Source organism: Metapseudomonas otitidis, from assembly GCF_011397855.1.
GTDB classification, from domain to species: domain Bacteria; phylum Pseudomonadota; class Gammaproteobacteria; order Pseudomonadales; family Pseudomonadaceae; genus Metapseudomonas; species Metapseudomonas otitidis.
Window position 1 is genome coordinate 2,322,081 of sequence record NZ_AP022642.1, and the last position, 16,874, is coordinate 2,338,954.

Annotated in this window: 18 protein-coding genes; 8 read left to right on the top strand and 10 right to left on the bottom strand. The window is 67.0% G+C overall.

Annotated elements, in window-relative coordinates; all coding sequences use genetic code 11:
• Positions 1-40: 40 nt before the first annotated feature.
• A complete protein-coding gene (locus PotMrB4_RS10695) occupies positions 41-469 on the bottom strand; it encodes an acyl-CoA thioesterase (RefSeq protein ID WP_172433224.1) in 429 nt (142 codons plus the stop codon).
• 109 nt (positions 470-578) lie between these two features.
• Between PotMrB4_RS10695 and PotMrB4_RS10700 the strand changes: the two genes are divergently transcribed.
• On the top strand, positions 579-1,280 hold the full coding sequence (locus PotMrB4_RS10700) for an MlaA family lipoprotein (RefSeq protein ID WP_107330776.1): 702 nt from the start codon (positions 579-581) through the stop codon (positions 1,278-1,280).
• 66 nt (positions 1,281-1,346) lie between these two features.
• Here the strand turns inward: PotMrB4_RS10700 and PotMrB4_RS10705 are convergent, their stop codons facing one another.
• On the bottom strand, positions 1,347-1,649 hold the full coding sequence (locus PotMrB4_RS10705; RefSeq protein WP_044404188.1) for a PilZ domain-containing protein: 303 nt from the start codon (positions 1,647-1,649) through the stop codon (positions 1,347-1,349).
• A gap of 216 nt (positions 1,650-1,865) precedes the next feature.
• Here PotMrB4_RS10705 and rssB point away from each other — a divergent pair, with 216 nt between their 5' ends.
• Together rssB and rssC are read left to right on the top strand one after the other, a co-directional pair.
• Entirely contained in the window at positions 1,866-3,050 is a 1,185-nt protein-coding gene (gene rssB / locus PotMrB4_RS10710) for a two-component system response regulator RssB (protein WP_172433225.1), read from the top strand.
• Positions 3,047-3,529: an anti-sigma factor antagonist RssC gene (rssC, locus tag PotMrB4_RS10715; protein ID WP_044404192.1), complete on the top strand. Its 483-nt coding sequence runs from the start codon at positions 3,047-3,049 to the stop codon at positions 3,527-3,529. Before rssB ends, rssC begins: the two co-directional genes overlap by 4 nt.
• A gap of 61 nt (positions 3,530-3,590) precedes the next feature.
• Here rssC and tal read toward each other — a convergent pair whose 3' ends face one another.
• Positions 3,591-4,514 carry a transaldolase gene (tal, locus tag PotMrB4_RS10720; protein ID WP_172433226.1) on the bottom strand — a complete coding sequence of 308 codons (924 nt, stop codon included), beginning with the start codon at positions 4,512-4,514 and terminating at the stop codon, positions 3,591-3,593.
• Positions 4,515-4,773: 259 nt separating this feature from the next.
• Between tal and PotMrB4_RS10725 the strand changes: the two genes are divergently transcribed.
• The gene (locus PotMrB4_RS10725) at positions 4,774-5,076 is read left to right on the top strand and encodes a hypothetical protein (RefSeq protein WP_044404196.1); all 303 of its coding nucleotides are present in this window, start codon (positions 4,774-4,776) and stop codon (positions 5,074-5,076) included.
• Here the strand turns inward: PotMrB4_RS10725 and dusA are convergent.
• Complete coding sequence (dusA, locus tag PotMrB4_RS10730) at positions 5,046-6,056, bottom strand: tRNA dihydrouridine(20/20a) synthase DusA (protein ID WP_172433227.1); 1,011 nt, start codon at positions 6,054-6,056, stop codon at positions 5,046-5,048. The two genes, PotMrB4_RS10725 and dusA, sit on opposite strands and share 31 nt — an antisense overlap.
• A gap of 352 nt (positions 6,057-6,408) precedes the next feature.
• On the opposite strand from dusA, the gene PotMrB4_RS10735 reads away from it, so the two are divergent.
• Positions 6,409-6,729, top strand: a complete 321-nt coding sequence (locus tag PotMrB4_RS10735) for a hypothetical protein (protein ID WP_172433228.1) — start codon at positions 6,409-6,411, stop codon at positions 6,727-6,729.
• An 85-nt stretch (positions 6,730-6,814) separates the two neighbouring features.
• Here the strand turns inward: PotMrB4_RS10735 and PotMrB4_RS10740 are convergent, their stop codons facing one another.
• The gene (locus PotMrB4_RS10740) at positions 6,815-7,189 is read right to left on the bottom strand and encodes a hypothetical protein (protein WP_172433229.1); all 375 of its coding nucleotides are present in this window, start codon (positions 7,187-7,189) and stop codon (positions 6,815-6,817) included.
• Between the two features lie 137 nt (positions 7,190-7,326).
• Positions 7,327-7,680 (bottom strand): DUF3592 domain-containing protein, encoded by a 354-nt coding sequence (locus PotMrB4_RS10745; protein WP_172433230.1) that lies wholly within the window; start codon positions 7,678-7,680, stop codon positions 7,327-7,329.
• Positions 7,681-8,123: 443 nt separating this feature from the next.
• On the opposite strand from PotMrB4_RS10745, the gene PotMrB4_RS10750 reads away from it, so the two are divergent.
• Genes PotMrB4_RS10750 through PotMrB4_RS10760 form a run of 3 tightly spaced genes read left to right on the top strand, consistent with a single transcriptional unit; the run spans position 8,124 to position 9,849 of the window.
• Positions 8,124-8,807, top strand: a complete 684-nt coding sequence (locus PotMrB4_RS10750) for a CsgG/HfaB family protein (protein ID WP_172433231.1) — start codon at positions 8,124-8,126, stop codon at positions 8,805-8,807.
• 26 nt (positions 8,808-8,833) lie between these two features.
• Entirely contained in the window at positions 8,834-9,184 is a 351-nt protein-coding gene (locus PotMrB4_RS10755) for a DUF4810 domain-containing protein (protein WP_394354036.1), read from the top strand.
• The gene (locus tag PotMrB4_RS10760; protein WP_172433233.1) at positions 9,181-9,849 is read left to right on the top strand and encodes a DUF799 domain-containing protein; all 669 of its coding nucleotides are present in this window, start codon (positions 9,181-9,183) and stop codon (positions 9,847-9,849) included. Before PotMrB4_RS10755 ends, PotMrB4_RS10760 begins: the two co-directional genes overlap by 4 nt.
• 50 nt (positions 9,850-9,899) lie before the next feature.
• Here the strand turns inward: PotMrB4_RS10760 and PotMrB4_RS10765 are convergent, their stop codons facing one another.
• The 4 genes from PotMrB4_RS10765 to PotMrB4_RS10780 all read right to left on the bottom strand — a co-directional run bounded on the left by PotMrB4_RS10765 (position 9,900) and on the right by PotMrB4_RS10780 (position 16,606).
• A complete protein-coding gene (locus PotMrB4_RS10765) occupies positions 9,900-12,980 on the bottom strand; it encodes an error-prone DNA polymerase (RefSeq protein ID WP_172433234.1) in 3,081 nt (1,026 codons plus the stop codon).
• Complete coding sequence (locus tag PotMrB4_RS10770; RefSeq protein WP_172433235.1) at positions 12,977-14,389, bottom strand: Y-family DNA polymerase; 1,413 nt, start codon at positions 14,387-14,389, stop codon at positions 12,977-12,979. The genes PotMrB4_RS10765 and PotMrB4_RS10770 overlap by 4 nt, the downstream gene beginning before the upstream one ends.
• Before the next feature lie 2 nt (positions 14,390-14,391).
• Positions 14,392-15,018, bottom strand: coding sequence for a translesion DNA synthesis-associated protein ImuA (gene imuA, locus PotMrB4_RS10775; protein ID WP_074969537.1), 627 nt, complete (start codon positions 15,016-15,018; stop codon positions 14,392-14,394).
• 94 nt (positions 15,019-15,112) lie between these two features.
• On the bottom strand, positions 15,113-16,606 hold the full coding sequence (locus tag PotMrB4_RS10780; protein ID WP_232060820.1) for a sensor domain-containing diguanylate cyclase: 1,494 nt from the start codon (positions 16,604-16,606) through the stop codon (positions 15,113-15,115).
• Between the last annotated feature and the right edge of the window lie 268 nt (positions 16,607-16,874).

The window sequence follows — 16,874 nt, forward strand, 5'->3', positions numbered from 1 at the left end:
GTGGGCGCTTCCAGCCTAGCTGCCCGGGATGACGCGCAGGTTACGGTTCCGTGACGGCCGGCAGGCCCTGGAAGATGCGCCGCAGGGCTTCCGGTACGGGGACCGGGCGGTTGCTGGCGTGGTCGACCCAGACCAGTTTGCAGTGGCCTTCGCCATGGATCACGCCAGGTGCCTCCAGGGTGCCCAGGCGGTGCTCGACCACCAGGCTGGAGTTGCCCAGCGTGCCGGCGTAGAGCTCCACCACCACGGTGGCCGGGTGCACGACGGGGCGCAGGTAGGTGTGCAGGGTCTGCAGCACCACCGGGCCCTGGGCCACGTGGTTCATGGCGATGCCGTGGCGCTCGAACCAGGCGACGCGGGCTTCTTCCAGGTACTGGATATAGAGGGTGTTGTTGACGTGGCCGTAGCTGTCCATATCGCCCCAGCGTACGGGGATGTGAGCTACATGGAGTAAATTCTTTTCCGCCATTGGTCGCGTTACCTATGCTGCCTATTGGCCATCCAATGGCCGTATACTGCGCGCCTTGTCGGGCGGCCCGCTGGGGGCGCCACACTACTTTTCCCTAGGAGAGACTGCAATGCGAATGATCGGTGCGGGTTGGCTCGATCGAATGGGCCGCCTGCTGGCGGTCGCCGGCCTGGTGGCGCTGCCGCTGGTGGCCCAGGCTGCGGATGAAGACCCGTGGGAGGGCGTCAACCGCGCTGTGTTCAGCTTCAACGACACGGTCGACACCTACGCCCTGAAGCCGATCGCCCAGGGCTACCAGTACGTGACGCCGCAGTTCGTGGAAGACGGCGTGCACAACGTCTTCCGCAACGTCGGTGACGTCGGCAACCTGGCCAACGACCTGCTGCAGGGCAAGCTGCACGCGGCGGGCGTGGACACCAGCCGGCTGATCTTCAACACCACCTTCGGCGTGCTTGGCGTATTCGACGTGGCGACCCGCATGGGGCTGCAGCGCAGCGACGAGGATTTCGGCCAGACCCTGGGCGCCTGGGGCGTGGGCAGCGGCCCATACGTGGTGCTGCCGCTGTTGGGCCCGAGCACCCTGCGCGATGCGCCGGCGCGCTTCGTGGACAGCTACACCACCCCCTATCCCTACATCGACCACGTGCCGACCCGTAACGTGATCCTCGGGGTGAACACAGTGGACACCCGTGCCAGCCTGCTGTCGGCCGAGAAGATGATCACCGGCGACAAGTACGTGTTCATCCGCAACGCCTACCTGCAGAACCGCGAGTTCAAGGTGCGCGACGGCGAGGTCGAGGACGATTTCTGATCGCCTCCCTCGTTTTGCGGGTATGAAAAAGGCGGCCAATGGGCCGCCTTCTTTCTATGTGCGCCATCAGCTCATCGAGGTGATGGCGAGGCCGATGGACATGCGCCCATCGTCGCCGGCCGATATGCGTACCACCTCGGCTTCGGCGTCCAGGCCCTTGAGCTCGGCGTGGTCGGACGGGATGTGGACGCGCACCTTGTCACCTATCGACAGGTGGGCATCGGCCTCCAGTTGCATGCCGGTGCTCGACAGGTCGCGGCACAGGGCCGGGTACTCGCGGCCTCCGTGGTGCAGAACGACCTGCGCCTCGACCTGCATGCGGATGAAGTCGCGCTTCTCGCTGTAAGAACGATGATCGTTCTGACTCATTATCTGCTGTCCTCTGGTATTGGATGGACTGACCCCCGGCCTCTTATAACTCCCGCTCTTTTCATGTGTAAAGGCAGGTTTCGACAATCGGCGCACGCTTGAATCGCCCTGCGGATGGGAGTACCGTCTGCGCCTTGAAGCGAACCCCTTACCCGCATCCGGCCTAGGTCGGTGCCTCAACCAGCCCACCCCCGGCGCCGTTTGCCTGGATACTCCATGCACAATACCAGTGCCAAGCTGCTGATCATCGACGACGACGAGGTTGTCCGCACCAGCCTCGCAGCCTATCTGGAAGACAGTGGTTTCAACGTCCTGCAGGCAGGTAATGGTCTGCAGGGGTTGCAGGTCTTCGAGCAGGAACATCCCGATCTGATCATCTGCGACCTGCGCATGCCCCAGGTCGACGGGCTGGAACTCATCCGCCGCATCAACCAACTGGAAACCGACACGCCGGTGATCGTCGTGTCCGGGGCCGGTGTGATGAGCGACGCCGTCGAAGCCCTGCGCCTCGGAGCGGCGGACTACCTGATCAAGCCCCTGGAAGACCTGGCGGTGCTGGAGCACTCCGTGCGCCGCGCGCTGGATCGCCATGCCTTGCGGCTGGAGAACCAGCGCTACCGCGAGGAACTGGAAGCCGCCAACCGCGAACTCCAGGCCAGCCTGCACCTGCTGCAGGAAGACCAGAACGCCGGGCGCCAGGTGCAGATGAACATGCTGCCGGTCACGCCCTGGACGGTGGACGGGCTGCACTTCGCCCACCAGATCATCCCGTCCCTCTACCTGTCGGGGGACTTCGTCGACTACTTCCGGGTCGACGAGCGGCGCATCGCCTTCTACCTGGCGGATGTTTCCGGCCATGGTGCCTCGTCCGCCTTCGTCACCGTCCTGCTCAAGTTCATGACCACCCGGTTGCTCTATGAGTCGCGACGTGGCGGTACCTTGCCGGAGTTCAAGCCCTCCGAGGTGCTCGGCCACATCAACCGTGGCCTGATCAACTGCAAGCTGGGCAAGCACGTGACCATGCTGGGTGGGGTGATCGACGAGGAGAGCGGCAAGCTGACCTACAGCGTCGGCGGGCACCTGCCCCTGCCTGTGCTGTACAGCGAAGGCCAGGCGCATTACCTCACCGGGCGCGGCCTGCCCGTTGGCCTGTTCGAGGAAGCGACCTACGAGGACCAGGTGATGGACCTGCCGGCCTCGTTCAGCCTGACGCTGATGTCCGATGGCATCCTGGACCTTTTGCCGGGCGACACGCTCAAAGAGAAAGAAGCTGCGCTGCCGGAAATCGTGCAGGCAGCCGGTGGATCCCTGGATGGCCTCAAGAAGGCCTTTGGCCTGGCCAACCTGGGGGATATGCCAGATGATATCGCCTTGCTGGTGTTGAGCAGGAACCTTGCATGAGTACCGGTAAAATCCAGTTTGCCGAGCAGGACGGCACCTTTGTCCTGAAGTTCGTCGGTGAAATCCGCCTGACCCTGTGTTCGGCCCTGGACGCCACTATCGAGAAGATATTCTCCGCGCTTAACTTTTCGGCGATCGTCATCGACCTGACCGAAACGCGCAGCATCGACAGCACCACCCTGGGCCTGCTGGCCAAGCTGTCGATCCTCTCCCGGCAGAAGGTCGGGCTCTTGCCCACCGTCGTCACCACCCACCCGGACATCACCCGGCTGTTGCAGTCGATGGGCTTCGATCAGGTGTTCAACATCGTCGACAAGCCGCTGCCGTGCCCTGAGTGCCTGGAGGACCTGCCGCCCCAGGACCAGACCGAGGACGTGGTGCGCACCAAGGTGCTCGAAGCACACCGCATCCTGATGGGGCTGAACGAGTCGAACCGCGAAGCCTTCCATGACCTGGTCAGCGCGCTCGAGCGCAGCTGACCTTTCAACCTTCCCCGCTTGAACCTGATGCGCCTGGCCGTTGCAGCCAGGCGCTTTCGTATCAGGCGCGTGCCTTGAGCAGGGCTTCGAGCTTTTCCTGATCCCGGGCGAACAGGCGGATGCCCTCGGCCAGCTTCTCGGTGGCCATCGCGTCTTCGTTGAACTGCCAGCGGAAGGCCGGCTGATCCAGTGTCTGGCGCGGTTCTGCCGCGCCCTCGCTCAGCTGGCGAACCAGCTGGCCGTCATCCTCGGCCAGCTTCTGCAGCAGGTCCGGGCTGATGGTCAGGCGGTCGCAGCCAGCCAGGGCCTCGATCTGCCCCAGGTTGCGGAAGCTGGCACCCATCACCACCGTCTCGTAGCCGTGGGCCTTGTAGTAGCGGTAGATGCGCGAGACCGACTGCACGCCCGGGTCCTCGGCGCCCGCGTAGTCGCGGCCTTCGGCCTTCTTGTACCAGTCGTAGATGCGCCCGACGAAGGGAGAGATCAGGAACACCCCGGCCTCGGCGCAGGCGACCGCCTGGGCGAAGTTGAACAGCAGGGTCAAGTTGGTCAGGATGCCGCTGCGCTCCAGGCGTTCTGCGGCGCGAATGCCTTCCCAGGTGGAGGCGATCTTGATCAGCACGCGCTCGCGGCCGATGCCGGCCTTGTCATACAGCTCCACCAGGCGCTCGGCACGGCGCAGGGTCGCCTCGGTATCGAAGGACAGGCGCGCGTCCACTTCGGTGGAGATACGCCCCGGAATAACCTTGAGGATCTCCTGGCCCACGGCCACCCCGAAACGGTCGCACGCCAGCCCCAGATCGCCGGCGCTGCCCGCCACGGCCTGGTCCAGCAGATCGGCGTAGCGGGGCAGGGCTGCTGCCTTGAGCAGCAGCGAGGGGTTGGTGGTGGCATCCACCGGCTTGAGGCGGGCGATGGCATCCAGGTCGCCGGTGTCGGCCACCACGGTGGTGAACTGCTTCAGTTGGTCCAGCTTGGAAGTCATGACGAGGCCTTGTCGTTGCAGGTTGCGTGACCTTACCCGAGCAGCCCGGGCGGGCTCAACGGGCGGCCAGGGGAATTTCATGGCGGTGTGGCCGCCACGTTCGTCAGACCATGGCCGCGAAAAAAATTCCGTATTTCCTTGCGGGTTTTCCGTGCTGGTTCGTCTTTATTGATGAGGGCCCGCTGAGCGGGTGGGGTGGCGCAGGAAGGCCGCCTCGGTGCCGACACGCCACAGGCAACAGACCAGAAGGAGCTTCGCCATGCCCCACAGCGACCATTCCCGATTGCGCCAGATGCTGCAGGACGCCGGCCTGAAGGCCAGCCTGCCGCGCCTGAAGGTGCTGGAGATACTCTGCGACGCGCAGAACGAAGACGGCGGCATCTCCACCCGCCTGCTGCACCAGCGGCTGAACGCCGCCGGCGAGCCGCTCTCCCTGGTCAGCGTGCGGCAGGTGCTGGGGCGGATGCTGGAAAGCGGCCTGGTGGTGCCGGAGGGGCACAAGGGCTATGCCCTGGCCCCGCAGAACGCGGCTCAGTGGCCGCGCAGCAGGTCGATGGCCTGATCGAGCAGTTCCAGCGGCGCCTGGGTCTTGTGCACGTCCACCGAGAGCAGTTGGCGGAAGCGTCGTGCCCCCGGGAATCCCTGGGCCAGGCCCAGCACGTGGCGGGTGATGTGATGCATCTGCCCGCCCTCGGCGATGTGCCGCTCGATGTAGGGGCGCATGGCCTCCAGTGCGGCGGCGCGGGTGATCGGCTGGGCCTCCGAGCCGAACAGGCGCCCATCCATCGATGCCAGCAGGTAGGGATTGTGGTAGGCCTCGCGGCCCAGCATCACGCCATCGAAGGTAGTCAGGTGCGCCTCGCACTCATCGAGGGTCTTGATGCCGCCGTTGAGGATGATCTCCAGGTCCGGGAAGTCCCGCTTCAGCTGGGCGGCCACGTCATAGCGCAGCGGCGGGATCTCGCGGTTCTCCTTCGGTGAGAGTCCTTCGAGGATGGCAATGCGTGCATGCACGGTGAAGCTCCGGCAGCCGGCCTCCCGCACCTGCCCGACAAAATCGCAGAGCGCCTCGTAGCTGTCGCGGCCATTGATGCCGATGCGGTGCTTGACCGTCACCGGGATCTCCACCGCATCGCGCATGGCCTTCACGCAGTCGGCCACCAGCGTCGGGTGCCCCATCAGACATGCGCCGATCATGTTGTTCTGCACCCGGTCGCTGGGGCAGCCGACGTTGAGGTTTACCTCGTCGTAACCCGCTTCCTGCGCCAGCCGCGCGCAGGCTGCCAGGTCGGCCGGCACGCTACCGCCCAGCTGCAGCGCCAGCGGATGCTCCTGCTCGTCATGACGGAGGAAGCGAGCGCGATCCCCGTGCAGGATCGCACCGGTGGTCACCATCTCCGTGTACAGCAGCGCGTGCTGGGACAGTTGGCGGAGGAAGAAGCGGCAATGCCGGTCGGTCCAGTCCATCATCGGCGCCACGGAGAAGCGGCGAGACAGTGCAGGGCGCGTGGTTACTGGCGTAGAGCTTGATTCTAGAGGCATTTGGGGACGTCTGATTTCTGCCCGTTTTACCCCGTTTCCGCTGGTTCTCGGGCCGCGCTCGCTACAGGTAGCAAGTCAAATTCGCCGTGTAGCAAATAGGGCAATGGGCACGATCACCTCACGGAAACGGAAAGACGGCAGTGTGGGTTGCACCGCTCAGATCCGTATCTGGCGCGAAGGGCACGCAGTTTATCAAGAATCCCGCGTCATCGATTGAAAGCGGCTTCTTGGAGCAAGCCTCTTGTCGTGAGAGTGCCTTCATGAGGGTGACTCGCGCTTTATCTCGTTAGGCAGCATCTGCATGGGCGGCGCTCTACTACAGTCATTGCTCCAGACCATGGAGGGGTGATCGATGCGTATTGTGCTCTTGGCGGTTGCTGCGGCGGCTCTGATTCCTGTCGCTGCGTCTGCAGAGGAACTGATTGGCGGCGGGCTGAAGGTGGTCTCGGTCGAGCTGCTGGCGGAGTCCCAGGCGGTGATAGAACTCGACAATGGAAGCAGCGGCACGGAGGTCTTGTGGGTCGATTGCGCGTTGGGCGAGTGGGGATACAACGGGGAGGAGGCCGGATTTCCGGTCAAGCCTGACGAAAAATCCCAGGCCATTGCTTACCGCGCCTGCAAGGATGCGTCCAATACTTCGCCGTTGGTCCAGCAGCCTGGCAGTTGGCGCTGATGCAAAGCCCGCTCAATGGCGGGCTTTTCGGTGTGTCCCTGGGCTCGACGCCGGGCCCAGGGAGGGTTTACGTGCCGGGCGCTGGTCAGATAAGCACGGGCGGTGCCGGTTCTGGCCGGTGTTTCTTGTGGTCGTCGGAGTTGGACCAGCCGCCGCCCAGCCCGAAGTCCACGGTCTGTTTCTCCAGCGAGTAACCCACGTTGGCATCGCCGTAATAGCCTTCCCCCTGGTAGCCGACGCCGATGTTCGGGCGGATCGACTGACTGGAGAACACGTAGTCGAGGCCTACCGAGACAACGGCTTCGTTGTCCTCGTCGTTCGAGAAGGCCTTGATCCCCAGGGCAGGGCCTTCGCCAAACACGTAGCTGATGCCGATCCCGAAGCCGACATCACTGGCCGATGCGCCGGCGCTCATCAGGATCAGTGCGGTTCCGGCCAGCGCCTGCATTGTCTTTTTCATCGTTCCATCTCCTCGTTGTCCTGCGGATTACCTCGTCGGCAAGCATAGTCGCAGGCTGGGCAATCGATCTGTGGAGGATGGGGATGGTGGTGAGTCGGAAGGAGCGAGCCGCTTCGCCAAGCCTCTTGAGGAGGTGCTCAGCCCCGCCAGCCTGGCGTGATGACTTCCGACTCCCAAGGCTCCTTGGGGTCGTACTTGAGTTTCATCCGGGTCCCAGGTTTGTACAGCTTTAGATAGGTCTGCAGGCTGGCAAGGCTGATGTCGGTGCTGCTGCGGTCGGTGTAGTGGGTGCCTTTTACTTCATAGGCCACATCGATAAAGACGGTGTAGTAGCCGCCACCCAGGCGCTTCGAGTCGGAGTGGCGCGAGTAGGAAATGGTCGTGACCGTTGCACTGGTTTCAGTCCAGCTTTGCAAGGTCAGGATTTCCTTCACGCCGAAGAACAGGGCTGCTGTCCAAGCCCCGGCTTTGATAAACGTTCCGATTTTCATGCATTCGTCCCTGAATCTCTCCGGATAACGCAACAGGCATTGCGCGCGGCGGGCGATCCTAGCACGGAGATTTCCGACCACGCGATGCCGCGCCGGCAAGTCCGTCACAGCCCTGCCATGTCACCCGCGACAACACCCCGTAAGCCGTGCTATCAAGCCGTCCGTCGGCAGGTGCTGCGCGTAAAGGCCAAATGCCATTAATCTCCGCGCGCCCGGCCCAGGCCTTGCCCTGCAACCCACTGGCGGCGGGGTGAATCCAGGAGTTGTCGCAGTCGCAGGACATCGGATGTCGTCGTTTTTCACACCTTTCCCCGTCATTGATCGCACCCTCGTTGGCGCGTCCTGCCCGATGAGCCGGCTGCGGCCGCTCCCCCTCATTATTTCGGCCTTCGCCCGGTCTGCCGGTGGCGAAGGCCTTGGCTTTTAAAACAAGGAGAGTCTCCATGAGCATCGTCTCGAAGCGTGCCCTGCTGCCGGTCCTGGCAGCCATGGCCCTGGCCGGCCTGTCCGGCTGCGCCACCGAAACCTCCACCGCCGTCGCGGTGCAGCAGGTCGAGAGCGTCAACCGTCCCTACAGCGGCCCGCGTGCACCCATCGCCGTCGGCAAGTTCGACAACCGCTCCAGCTACATGCGCGGCATCTTCTCCGACGGCGTCGACCGCCTCGGTGGCCAGGCCAAGACCATCCTTATCACCCACCTGCAGCAGACCAACCGCTTCAACGTGCTGGACCGCGACAACATGAGCGAGATCCAGCAGGAAGCCGCCATCAAGGGCCAGGTCCAGCGCCTGAAGGGTGCCGACTACGTGGTGACCGGTGATGTCACCGAGTTCGGCCGCAAGGAAGTGGGCGACCACCAGCTGTTCGGCATCCTCGGCCGTGGCAAGACCCAGATCGCCTACGCCAAGGTGGCGCTGAACATCGTCAACATCTCCACCTCCGAAGTCGTCTATTCCACCCAGGGTGCGGGCGAATACGCCCTGTCCAACCGTGAAGTGATCGGCTTCGGCGGCACCGCCAGCTACGACTCCACCCTCAACGGCAAGGTGCTCGACCTGGCCATGCGCGAAGCCGTCAACAAGCTGGTCGCGGCCGTCGACAGCGGCGCCTGGAAACCGCAGAACTGAAACAAGGACGTCATGCAATGAAACCGATGAACACCTCGCTCGCCGCGCTGCTGCTGCTGGCGAGCGTCATGCTGGCCGGCTGCAGCGGGCCCAAGACCCTCTACCAGTGGGAGGGTTACCAGACCCAGGTCAACCAGTACTTCAAGGGCGAGTCCAAGGAAGCCCAGGTGGAGGCGCTGGAAGCCGACCTGCAGAAGATCAAGGCCAAGAACGGCGCCGTACCGCCGGGCTACCACGCCCAGCTCGGCCTGCTGTATTCCAGCATCGGCAAGGATGACCAGATGGTGCGTGAGTTCGAAACCGAGAAGGCGCTGTTCCCCGAGTCCGCCACCTACATGGACATGCTGCTGAAGAACGCCAAGGGAGGTGCGCAATGAGCCTTCGCCACCTGTCCCGACTGCTGGCCTGCTGCGTCCTCGGCGCCCTGGTCACTGGCTGCGCCTCGACCCAGAAGAGCGTCGACTACTCCGCCTACAAGGAGGCCCGCCCGCGCTCGATCCTGGTGCTGCCGCCGCTGAACGAGTCGCCGGACGTCAAGGCCACCTACGGCATGATGTCCCAGGTCACCTACCCGCTGGCCGAGGCCGGTTACTACGTGCTGCCAGTGGCCCTGGTGGACGAGACCTTCCGCCAGAACGGTCTGACTTCCCCGGGCGACATCCACCAGCTGCCGCCGGCCAAGCTGCATGAGGTCTACGGGGCCGATGCGGCGCTGTACATCACCGTCACCCAGTACGGTACCCAGTACATGGTGTTCAGCAGCGCCGCCATCGTCACCGCCAGCGCCCGCCTGGTGGACCTGAAGACCGGCACCACCCTGTGGACCGGCTCGGCCAGCGCCTCCAGCGAGGAGGGCAACAACAACAACGGGGGCGGCCTGGTCGGCATGCTGGTCACCGCAGCCGTCAAGCAGATCATCAACAGCTCCGTCGAGGATGCCGCCTATCCCATTGCCGGCATCACCAGTGCCCGGCTGCTTTCCACCGGTTACAACGGTGGCCTGCTCTACGGTCCGCGTTCGCCGAAGTACGGCACCGACTGATCCGTTCGGCGCCCCTTCACGAGGCGCCATCGCTCCAGCCGGGCTTCTGCTCAGTGGAAGTCCCGGCTGCGCACATCCAGCCCGGTCAGCAGTTCTGACAGGTCCCGCAGGCGTCCGGCGATCACGTGGCGCACCCCGTCCGCACACTCGAAGTGACCGTCCACCCGCATCAGCTGCGAGCGCAGCAAGGCCTGGCGCTGGCGTTCGGCCAGGTCGCGCCAGACCACCACGTTGATCATGCCGAACTCGTCTTCCAGGGTGACGAAGGTCACTCCGCTGGCGGTTTGCGGGCGCTGCCGGCCGACCACCAGGCCCGCGACGCTGATGGGCCGCCCCGATTCCACCTCGGCCAGCTCCCGCGAACTGCGGCAGCGCTGGGCCCGCAGGGCGCCGCGCAGCAGCGTCAGCGGGTGGGGTCCCAGGGTGGTGCCGAGAGTGGCGTAGTCGGCCATCAGGTTCTCGCCGACGCTGGGTAGCGGCAGGGCTACCGGCGCTTCGACCGGAGCGGGCAGGGCGGCGAACAGCGGCAGTTGCGGCTCCACGGCGGCGATGGCCCAGCGCGCGCGGTGACGGTGCCCGGCCAGGGCCCGCAGGGCGCCGGCATCGGCCAGCCGCTCACGGGCGCGGGCATCCAGGCGGGCGCGCAGGCACAGGTCGGTCACGTCCTGGAAGGGGGCTTGCCGGCGTGCCTGTCCGATGGCCTCGGCGTCGTCCTGGCGGAAGCCTTTCACCAGGCGCAGGCCGAGACGGATGGCCGGCTGCGGCTCGCCTTCGTCCTCCAGGCTGCAATCCCAGTCGCTGTAGCGCACGTCCACCGGGCGCACGCGGATGCTGTGGCGGCGCGCGTCCTGCAGCACCTGGTCGGGGCTGTAGAAGCCCATCGGCCAGCTGTTCACCAGGGCGCAGGCGTAGGCTGCCGGCTCGTGGCACTTGAGCCAGCAGCTGGCGTAGGTGAGCAGGGCGAAGCTGGCCGCGTGGGACTCGGGAAAGCCATAGCTGCCGAAGCCCTTGATCTGCTCGAAGATGCGCGCGGTGAACTCGGGGGTGTAGCCCTTCTTCAGCATCCGCTCGGTCAGCCGGATGCGGTGCGGCTCCAGCCCGCCATGACGTTTCCAGGCAGCCATGGCCCGGCGCAACTGGTCCGCTTCCCCGGGGGTGTATTCCGCCGCCACCACCGCCAGCTCCATGACCTGCTCCTGGAACAGCGGCACCCCCAGGGTTCGCTCGAAGACCGGGATCAGCTCCTTGGAGGGGTACTCCACCTTTTCCTCGCCGTTACGCCGGCGCAGGTAAGGGTGGACCATGTCGCCCTGGATCGGGCCGGGGCGGACGATGGCCACCTGGATCACCAGGTCGTAGAAGGTCTGCGGCCGCAGGCGCGGCAACATGGCCATCTGCGCACGCGACTCGATCTGGAACACCCCGACGGTGTCGGCCTTGCTGATCATCGCGTAGGTGGCCGCGTCTTCCCGGGGCAGGCTGGCCAGGGTCCAGCGCTGGCCCCGGTAGGCGGCCAGCAGGTCGAAGCAGCGGCGCAGGGCGCTGAGCATGCCCAGGGCCAGTACGTCCACCTTGAGCAGGCCGACGGCATCGAGGTCGTCCTTGTCCCACTGGATCACCGTGCGCTCGGCCATGCTGGCGTTCTCCACCGGCACCAGCGTCGGCAGCGGGTGCTCGGAGATGACGAAGCCTCCCGGGTGCTGGGACAGGTGGCGGGGGAAGCCGATCAGCTCGCCGCACAGCACCAGGATGCGGTGCAGCAGCGGGCTGCCCGGGTCGAAGCCCGCCTCGCGCAGGCGTGCCTCGGTGGGCAGGTGGTCGCTCCAGCGGCCACAGCAGATGGCCAGGGCGTTGATGGCATCGGCCGGCAGCCCGAGGGCCTTGGCCACGTCACGCACCGCACCGGCGGCGTGGTAGGTGTTGACCACGGCGGTCAGCGCGGCCCGATCACGGCCGTAGCGGCGGAACACGTACTGGATGACCTCTTCCCGGCGCTCGTGCTCGAAGTCGACGTCGATGTCCGGCGGCTCCTTGCGCTCGCGGGAGAGAAAGCGCTCGAACAGCAGGCGACTGTGGGCCGGGTCCAGTTCGGTGATGCCGAGCACGAAGCACACCACCGAGTTGGCCGCCGAGCCTCGGCCCTGGCAGAGGATGGCCTGCTCCCGGGCGAAGCGGACGATGTCGTGGACGGTGAGGAAGTAGCTTTCGTAGCCCAGCTCGGTGATCAGGGCCAGCTCATGCTCGACCTGGGTGCGGACCTTCTCGCTGGCACCGCCTGGCCAGCGCCAGCGCGCGCCGTCTTCCACCAGCTGGCGCAGCCAGGTGGCGGGTGTATGGCCCTCCGGCACCAGCTCGCGGGGGTAGTGGTACTTCAGTTGGCCCAGGTCGAAGCGGCAGCGTTCGGCGATGCGCAGGGTCTCGGCCAGCAGCTCGGGCGGGTAGAGCGCGGCCAGCTCCTCGCGGCGGCGCAGGTGCCGCTCCCCGTTGGGAAACAGGCGTGCCCCGGCCTCGGCGACAGGCAGGTGATGGCGGATGGCAGTCATGCAGTCCTGCAGGGCGCGCCGGCCCCGGGCATGCATGTGCACGTCGCCACAGGCCACCGCCGGTATCGCCAGCTGGCGGGCCAGGTGAAGGTGGCGCTGCAGCCGGACGTCGTCGTCCGCCCCCCGGTGCAGCTCGACGCCCAGCCACAGCCGGCCGGGGAAGCGCGCCAGCCAGCGCTGGCCGGCCTCGGGGCAGCTGGTCGGCGTGGGCAACCAGATCGCCAGCAACCCCTCCAGGGGCACTTCGAAGTCCGCATCCAGCAGGAGGTAGTCGCCTTTCTGCGCCCGTCGGCGGGCGCGGGTGATCAACTGGCACAGCGCCTGGTAGCCGGTGATGTCCTCCACCAGCAGCACCAGGCGCTCGCCGCCAGGCCCTTGCAGCTCGCTGCCGAGGATCAGCGCCACGTCCGTGGCCTTGGCGGCCTGCCAGGCCCGCACGGCACCGGCCAGGGTGCATTCGTCGGTGATCGCCAGGGCGCGGTAGCCCAGTTGCCGGGCGCGCTCGAAGAGTTCCGCTGCGCTGGAGGCACCGCGCTGGAAGCTGAAGTTGGACAGGCAGTGCAGCTCGGCGTAGTCCGGCGCGCTCATGCGAACCAGCCCTGCAACTGCAGCGGGCCTGTTTCACCCAGCGGACGAAAGGCCCAGCCCTGCTGGCCCCGGTGGGTCAGCACGCGGTAGTAGTCGCGGCGGATGTCGTCACCGTCCCACCAGCCGGACTCGATGCGCTCGGGCCCGCCCAGCAGGCGCACCGAGCCCTCCGGCAGGGGCTGGGGCGCGGCCAGCAGCCAGGCCGGGCGTGGCCCCGTGGCCGGCAGCGGGGTCGCCAGGGGCACGAAGCCCGGGCGCCAGGCCCGTTCGGGGCGGTGGTCGGCCTGGGTCATCAGGCCCTGCACGGCGTCGTCGCCCAGGCGCGCGCGCAGGCGTTCGCGCAGTTGCTCCCAGCCGAGGCTCTGCTGGGGGCGGTCATCGAACAGGCTGTAACGGTCCGGCACGAAGGCCGGCAGGTCTTCCGCGTCCAGGCGCAGGGCGATGACCGGGCTGGGTAGCTGCAGGGCCTCCAGGCGGCCGCGGGCGAATTCCAGCAGCAGGGCCGCCTCGCGTTCGGCATTCAGCAGGCCCACCTCGACGAGGGTCGGCGCGCCCGTGCGGTGTTCCAGGTACAGGCTGAAGCGCTGCACACCCTGGTCGCGGCTGGCCAGGTAGGCAGCCAGGTCGGCGGTCATGCGGCGCAGGGGGAAGAGCAGAGCCTGGGCGGACTCCACCTCGAAGTTCAGCTCGATGCGGGTGCTGAAGCGATCCGCCGGGCGGTAGAAGGCCAGCGCCTGGGGCTGTCGGCCGAGCAGGGTGTCGAGGTGCTGCAGCACCCCGGCCGGGAAGCGCCGTGCCAGTTCGTTGCGCGGCAGGGCCAGCACCTGCGCCACCTGGCGCAGGCCCATGCGGGCCAGGGCGGTGGACTGCGACGGCTCCAGGCCGATGCGGGCAAGCGGCAGCGCGCCGATGGCCGAGGGCAGGGCCGGGTCGTCCACGGCCAGGCCGTCGTGCACGTTGGCCAGGGCGCGTGCAGCCGCCGGGTTGGGTGCCAGGGTGATGCGATGGCGAAAGCCCAGGGCTTGCAGCTCGGCCCGCAGGCGGGCCTCGAAGCGTGGCCAGGGGCCGAACAGACCCAGGCTGCTGTGCACCTCCAGCAGCAGGCAGCGTGGGTAGTGCAGGCTGACCTGGGAGCTGAAGCCGTAGGCCCAGGCGGCGAGGAACAAGCGCCAGCGCTCGATGGCCTCGGTGTCGTACTCGGCCTGTTCGAAGCCTGAGGTCAGGGCCTGGGCGGCGCTCAGGGCCATCCCCGGGAGCAGTCCCAGGGCCCGCGCCGGCTCGCTGACCGCCTGCAGGATGCGCCGCTGGGCGGGACCGGTGAGCAGCACCAGCGGCACCTGGCGGTCATCCCGGCCGCGCAGCACGCCGTCCAGCGCCAACTGGGGCAAGAGGATGCAGGCCCAGCGCACGGTCAGGGTCCCACCCGCGCATCCAGCGGGATCGGTCGGGCACTGGGCTGGCCGCCCCGGCACTTGATCACCCGCAGGCGCGCCGGGTTGGCTTCGATGGCCAGGCGCAGGGCGGCGGGCGAGGGGTTCTGGGCTTCCCCCAGGGAGCGGTAAGCGAAGGCCAGGGTCTGGCCGCTTTCGGCGGCCACCTGCAGGCGACGCAGGGCGCGGTCGTCGGCCCGGTCCGGCCAGGCCAGCACGGCGCCGCAGCTGCCGGAGCGCAGGCACTGCTCGGCGGCCCACAGGGCATCCCGACCCTGGGCCTGGACCAGGCTGAGCTGACCCAGGTCCACCCCGGCGGCCTGCCAGGCGGGCGGGTAGGGCAGGTGGGGCGGCCCCACCAGCACGATGCGCTCACCGGCCTGGCTGAGGCGGGCAAGGGTGGGCAGCAGCAGGCTCAGTTCGCCGACACCGGGCAGGCCCACCAGCAGCTCGCTCAGGGCCGCTTCCGGCCAGCCGCCGCCAGGCAGTACGGCGTCCAGCGCGGCGTGCCCGCTGGGGTAGCGGCTGGCAGGTGCAGCGGGCGTGGCCTGGCCGCGCCAGAGGCGGCGCTCGTTGAACAGGCGGTCGAGGGCGACGACGGTGGACATGGGAGGGTGTGTCGGAAATTACTGTATATAAATACAGTAATTTCACTCCCTGAATGCGGTCAAGCTGCCGTGTGGCGTCCGGACGGATGGTGCGTCAGTGCACCTCGATGCGGTTGCGGCCTTCCGCCTTGGCCCGGTACAGGGCCATGTCGCTGCGGGACAGGGCGCCGGCGGCGGTGATGTCGTCGGCGCCCAGGGTGGTGATGCCGATGCTCACCGTCAGGGGGATGCGCTCGCCCTGGTACAGCAGTGGCACGTCTTCCAGGCGCTGCTGCAGGCGCTGGGCGAAGACCATGGCGCTGCGGTGGTCGGCGTCGTTGAGCACCACGGCGAACTCTTCGCCGCCCATGCGCCCGGCGAAGTCGACCCGGCGCATCTGCTCGCTGAGCAGGGCGGCGAAGTGGCGCAGGGCCTCGTCGCCGGCGCTGTGCCCCCAGCGGTCGTTGATGCCCTTGAAGTGGTCCAGGTCGAACATCAGCAGTGCTGCGCCGCTGTTGCCGGGCCGTTGCAGGCGGGCCAGCTGCTCTTCCAGGCGGGTCATGAAGTGCCGGCGGTTGGGCAGTTGGGTGAGGAAGTCGGTGATGGCCAGGGCCTGCAGCTCGGCCTCGATGCGCTTCTGCTCGCTGATGTCGGTGATGAAGCCGTGCCAGAGCACGCTGCCATCGCCCAGGCGCTTGGGGTGGGCATTGCCCAGGCGCCAGCCCACTTCGCCGCTGGCCAGGCACACGCGGTATTCCCGGTGCCAGGGGGTGAGGGCCATGGCGGAGGTTTCCAGGGCGTTGAGGTAGCCCGGCAGGTCGTCGGGGTGGATCAGCGCGAGGATGCGTTCGCGCCCGACCTTCACCTGTTCGGGAGAGAGGCCGTAGATGTCCAGGCTGCCGGCGCTGACGTAGCGGTATTCGCCGCTGCCGTCGGGGTGGCGCAGGTACTGGAAGACCATGCCGGGGATCTCGTTGGTGAGGTCCGTCAGCAGTTCGATGTTCTGTTCCAGCCGGCGGGCCATGCGCTTCATCTCGGTGATGTCGGTGGTGGTGCCGATCATCCGCAGGGCACGGCCCTGTTCGTCGCGCTCGACCACCTTGCCGCGGCTGCTGACCCAGATGTAGCTGCCGTCCTTGCGTTGCAGGCGGTGTTCCACCTGGTAGTCGGGGGTGCGCTGCTCGAAGTGGTCGAGCATGGTGCGACGCACGTAGTCCAGGTCATCAGGATGGATGCGGCCGTAGCTGTCCTCGATGCGGTCGCTGATTTCCCCGACGGCGTAGCCGAGCATGGACTTCCAGCCCGGCGAGTAGTGGATGCGTCCGTTGACCACGTCGCGGTCCCAGATGCCGGTGCCGCTGCCGGCCACGGCCAGGGCCAGGCGTTGCTCGTTTTCCTTGAGGGCGGTGGTCTCGTCCTGCATGCGTTGCAGGCGCTGCTGCTGGTCCAGCAACTCGGCCGCCAGGCGGGCGAAGTCGGCCAGGGCCGTGGTGTCGAGGTCGTCTGCCAGGGGGGCGGTATCGAGCAGGATGAGGCGGGCGTCGGTGCCGGGCAGGGGCTGGTGATGAAGGGCGCGCAGCTCGGGCGATTGCCCATGGCAGGCGGCCACGACCTGTTCCGCAGGTAATCCGTCACAGGCGAGCAGGCCCTCGGCGCTCAGCAGGGCTGCCGCACGCACACGGAAAAACCGCCGCACCAGGTGCAGCAGGGGGGTGAAGCTCGTCGCCGGGGGTGTCACGTAGGACCTCTGGGGCTGTATCGGTGGGTGCCATGGTTTCAGGGCGCCTGTCCATGGCGTGCCCGGCGAGCCGGGCCGGGTCGTGCAACCGGGAGCGACGTGACTGCTGTCGTCCCTTGGATGCTAGATCAATGCAGGC

What these genes read in the sequence shown, in the direction of transcription:
- PotMrB4_RS10695 (WP_172433224.1), bottom strand. Translation starts at nt 469, where the DNA reads ATGGCGGAAAAGAATTTACTCCATGTAGCTCACATCCCCGTACGCTGG.
- PotMrB4_RS10700 (WP_107330776.1), top strand. Translation starts at nt 579, where the DNA reads ATGCGAATGATCGGTGCGGGTTGGCTCGATCGAATGGGCCGCCTGCTG.
- PotMrB4_RS10705 (WP_044404188.1), bottom strand. Translation starts at nt 1,649, where the DNA reads ATGAGTCAGAACGATCATCGTTCTTACAGCGAGAAGCGCGACTTCATC.
- rssB (WP_172433225.1), top strand. Translation starts at nt 1,866, where the DNA reads ATGCACAATACCAGTGCCAAGCTGCTGATCATCGACGACGACGAGGTT.
- rssC (WP_044404192.1), top strand. Translation starts at nt 3,047, where the DNA reads ATGAGTACCGGTAAAATCCAGTTTGCCGAGCAGGACGGCACCTTTGTC.
- tal (WP_172433226.1), bottom strand. Translation starts at nt 4,514, where the DNA reads ATGACTTCCAAGCTGGACCAACTGAAGCAGTTCACCACCGTGGTGGCC.
- PotMrB4_RS10725 (WP_044404196.1), top strand. Translation starts at nt 4,774, where the DNA reads ATGCCCCACAGCGACCATTCCCGATTGCGCCAGATGCTGCAGGACGCC.
- dusA (WP_172433227.1), bottom strand. Translation starts at nt 6,056, where the DNA reads ATGCCTCTAGAATCAAGCTCTACGCCAGTAACCACGCGCCCTGCACTG.
- PotMrB4_RS10735 (WP_172433228.1), top strand. Translation starts at nt 6,409, where the DNA reads ATGCGTATTGTGCTCTTGGCGGTTGCTGCGGCGGCTCTGATTCCTGTC.
- PotMrB4_RS10740 (WP_172433229.1), bottom strand. Translation starts at nt 7,189, where the DNA reads ATGAAAAAGACAATGCAGGCGCTGGCCGGAACCGCACTGATCCTGATG.
- PotMrB4_RS10745 (WP_172433230.1), bottom strand. Translation starts at nt 7,680, where the DNA reads ATGAAAATCGGAACGTTTATCAAAGCCGGGGCTTGGACAGCAGCCCTG.
- PotMrB4_RS10750 (WP_172433231.1), top strand. Translation starts at nt 8,124, where the DNA reads ATGAGCATCGTCTCGAAGCGTGCCCTGCTGCCGGTCCTGGCAGCCATG.
- PotMrB4_RS10755 (WP_394354036.1), top strand. Translation starts at nt 8,834, where the DNA reads ATGAACACCTCGCTCGCCGCGCTGCTGCTGCTGGCGAGCGTCATGCTG.
- PotMrB4_RS10760 (WP_172433233.1), top strand. Translation starts at nt 9,181, where the DNA reads ATGAGCCTTCGCCACCTGTCCCGACTGCTGGCCTGCTGCGTCCTCGGC.
- PotMrB4_RS10765 (WP_172433234.1), bottom strand. Translation starts at nt 12,980, where the DNA reads ATGAGCGCGCCGGACTACGCCGAGCTGCACTGCCTGTCCAACTTCAGC.
- imuA (WP_074969537.1), bottom strand. Translation starts at nt 15,018, where the DNA reads ATGTCCACCGTCGTCGCCCTCGACCGCCTGTTCAACGAGCGCCGCCTC.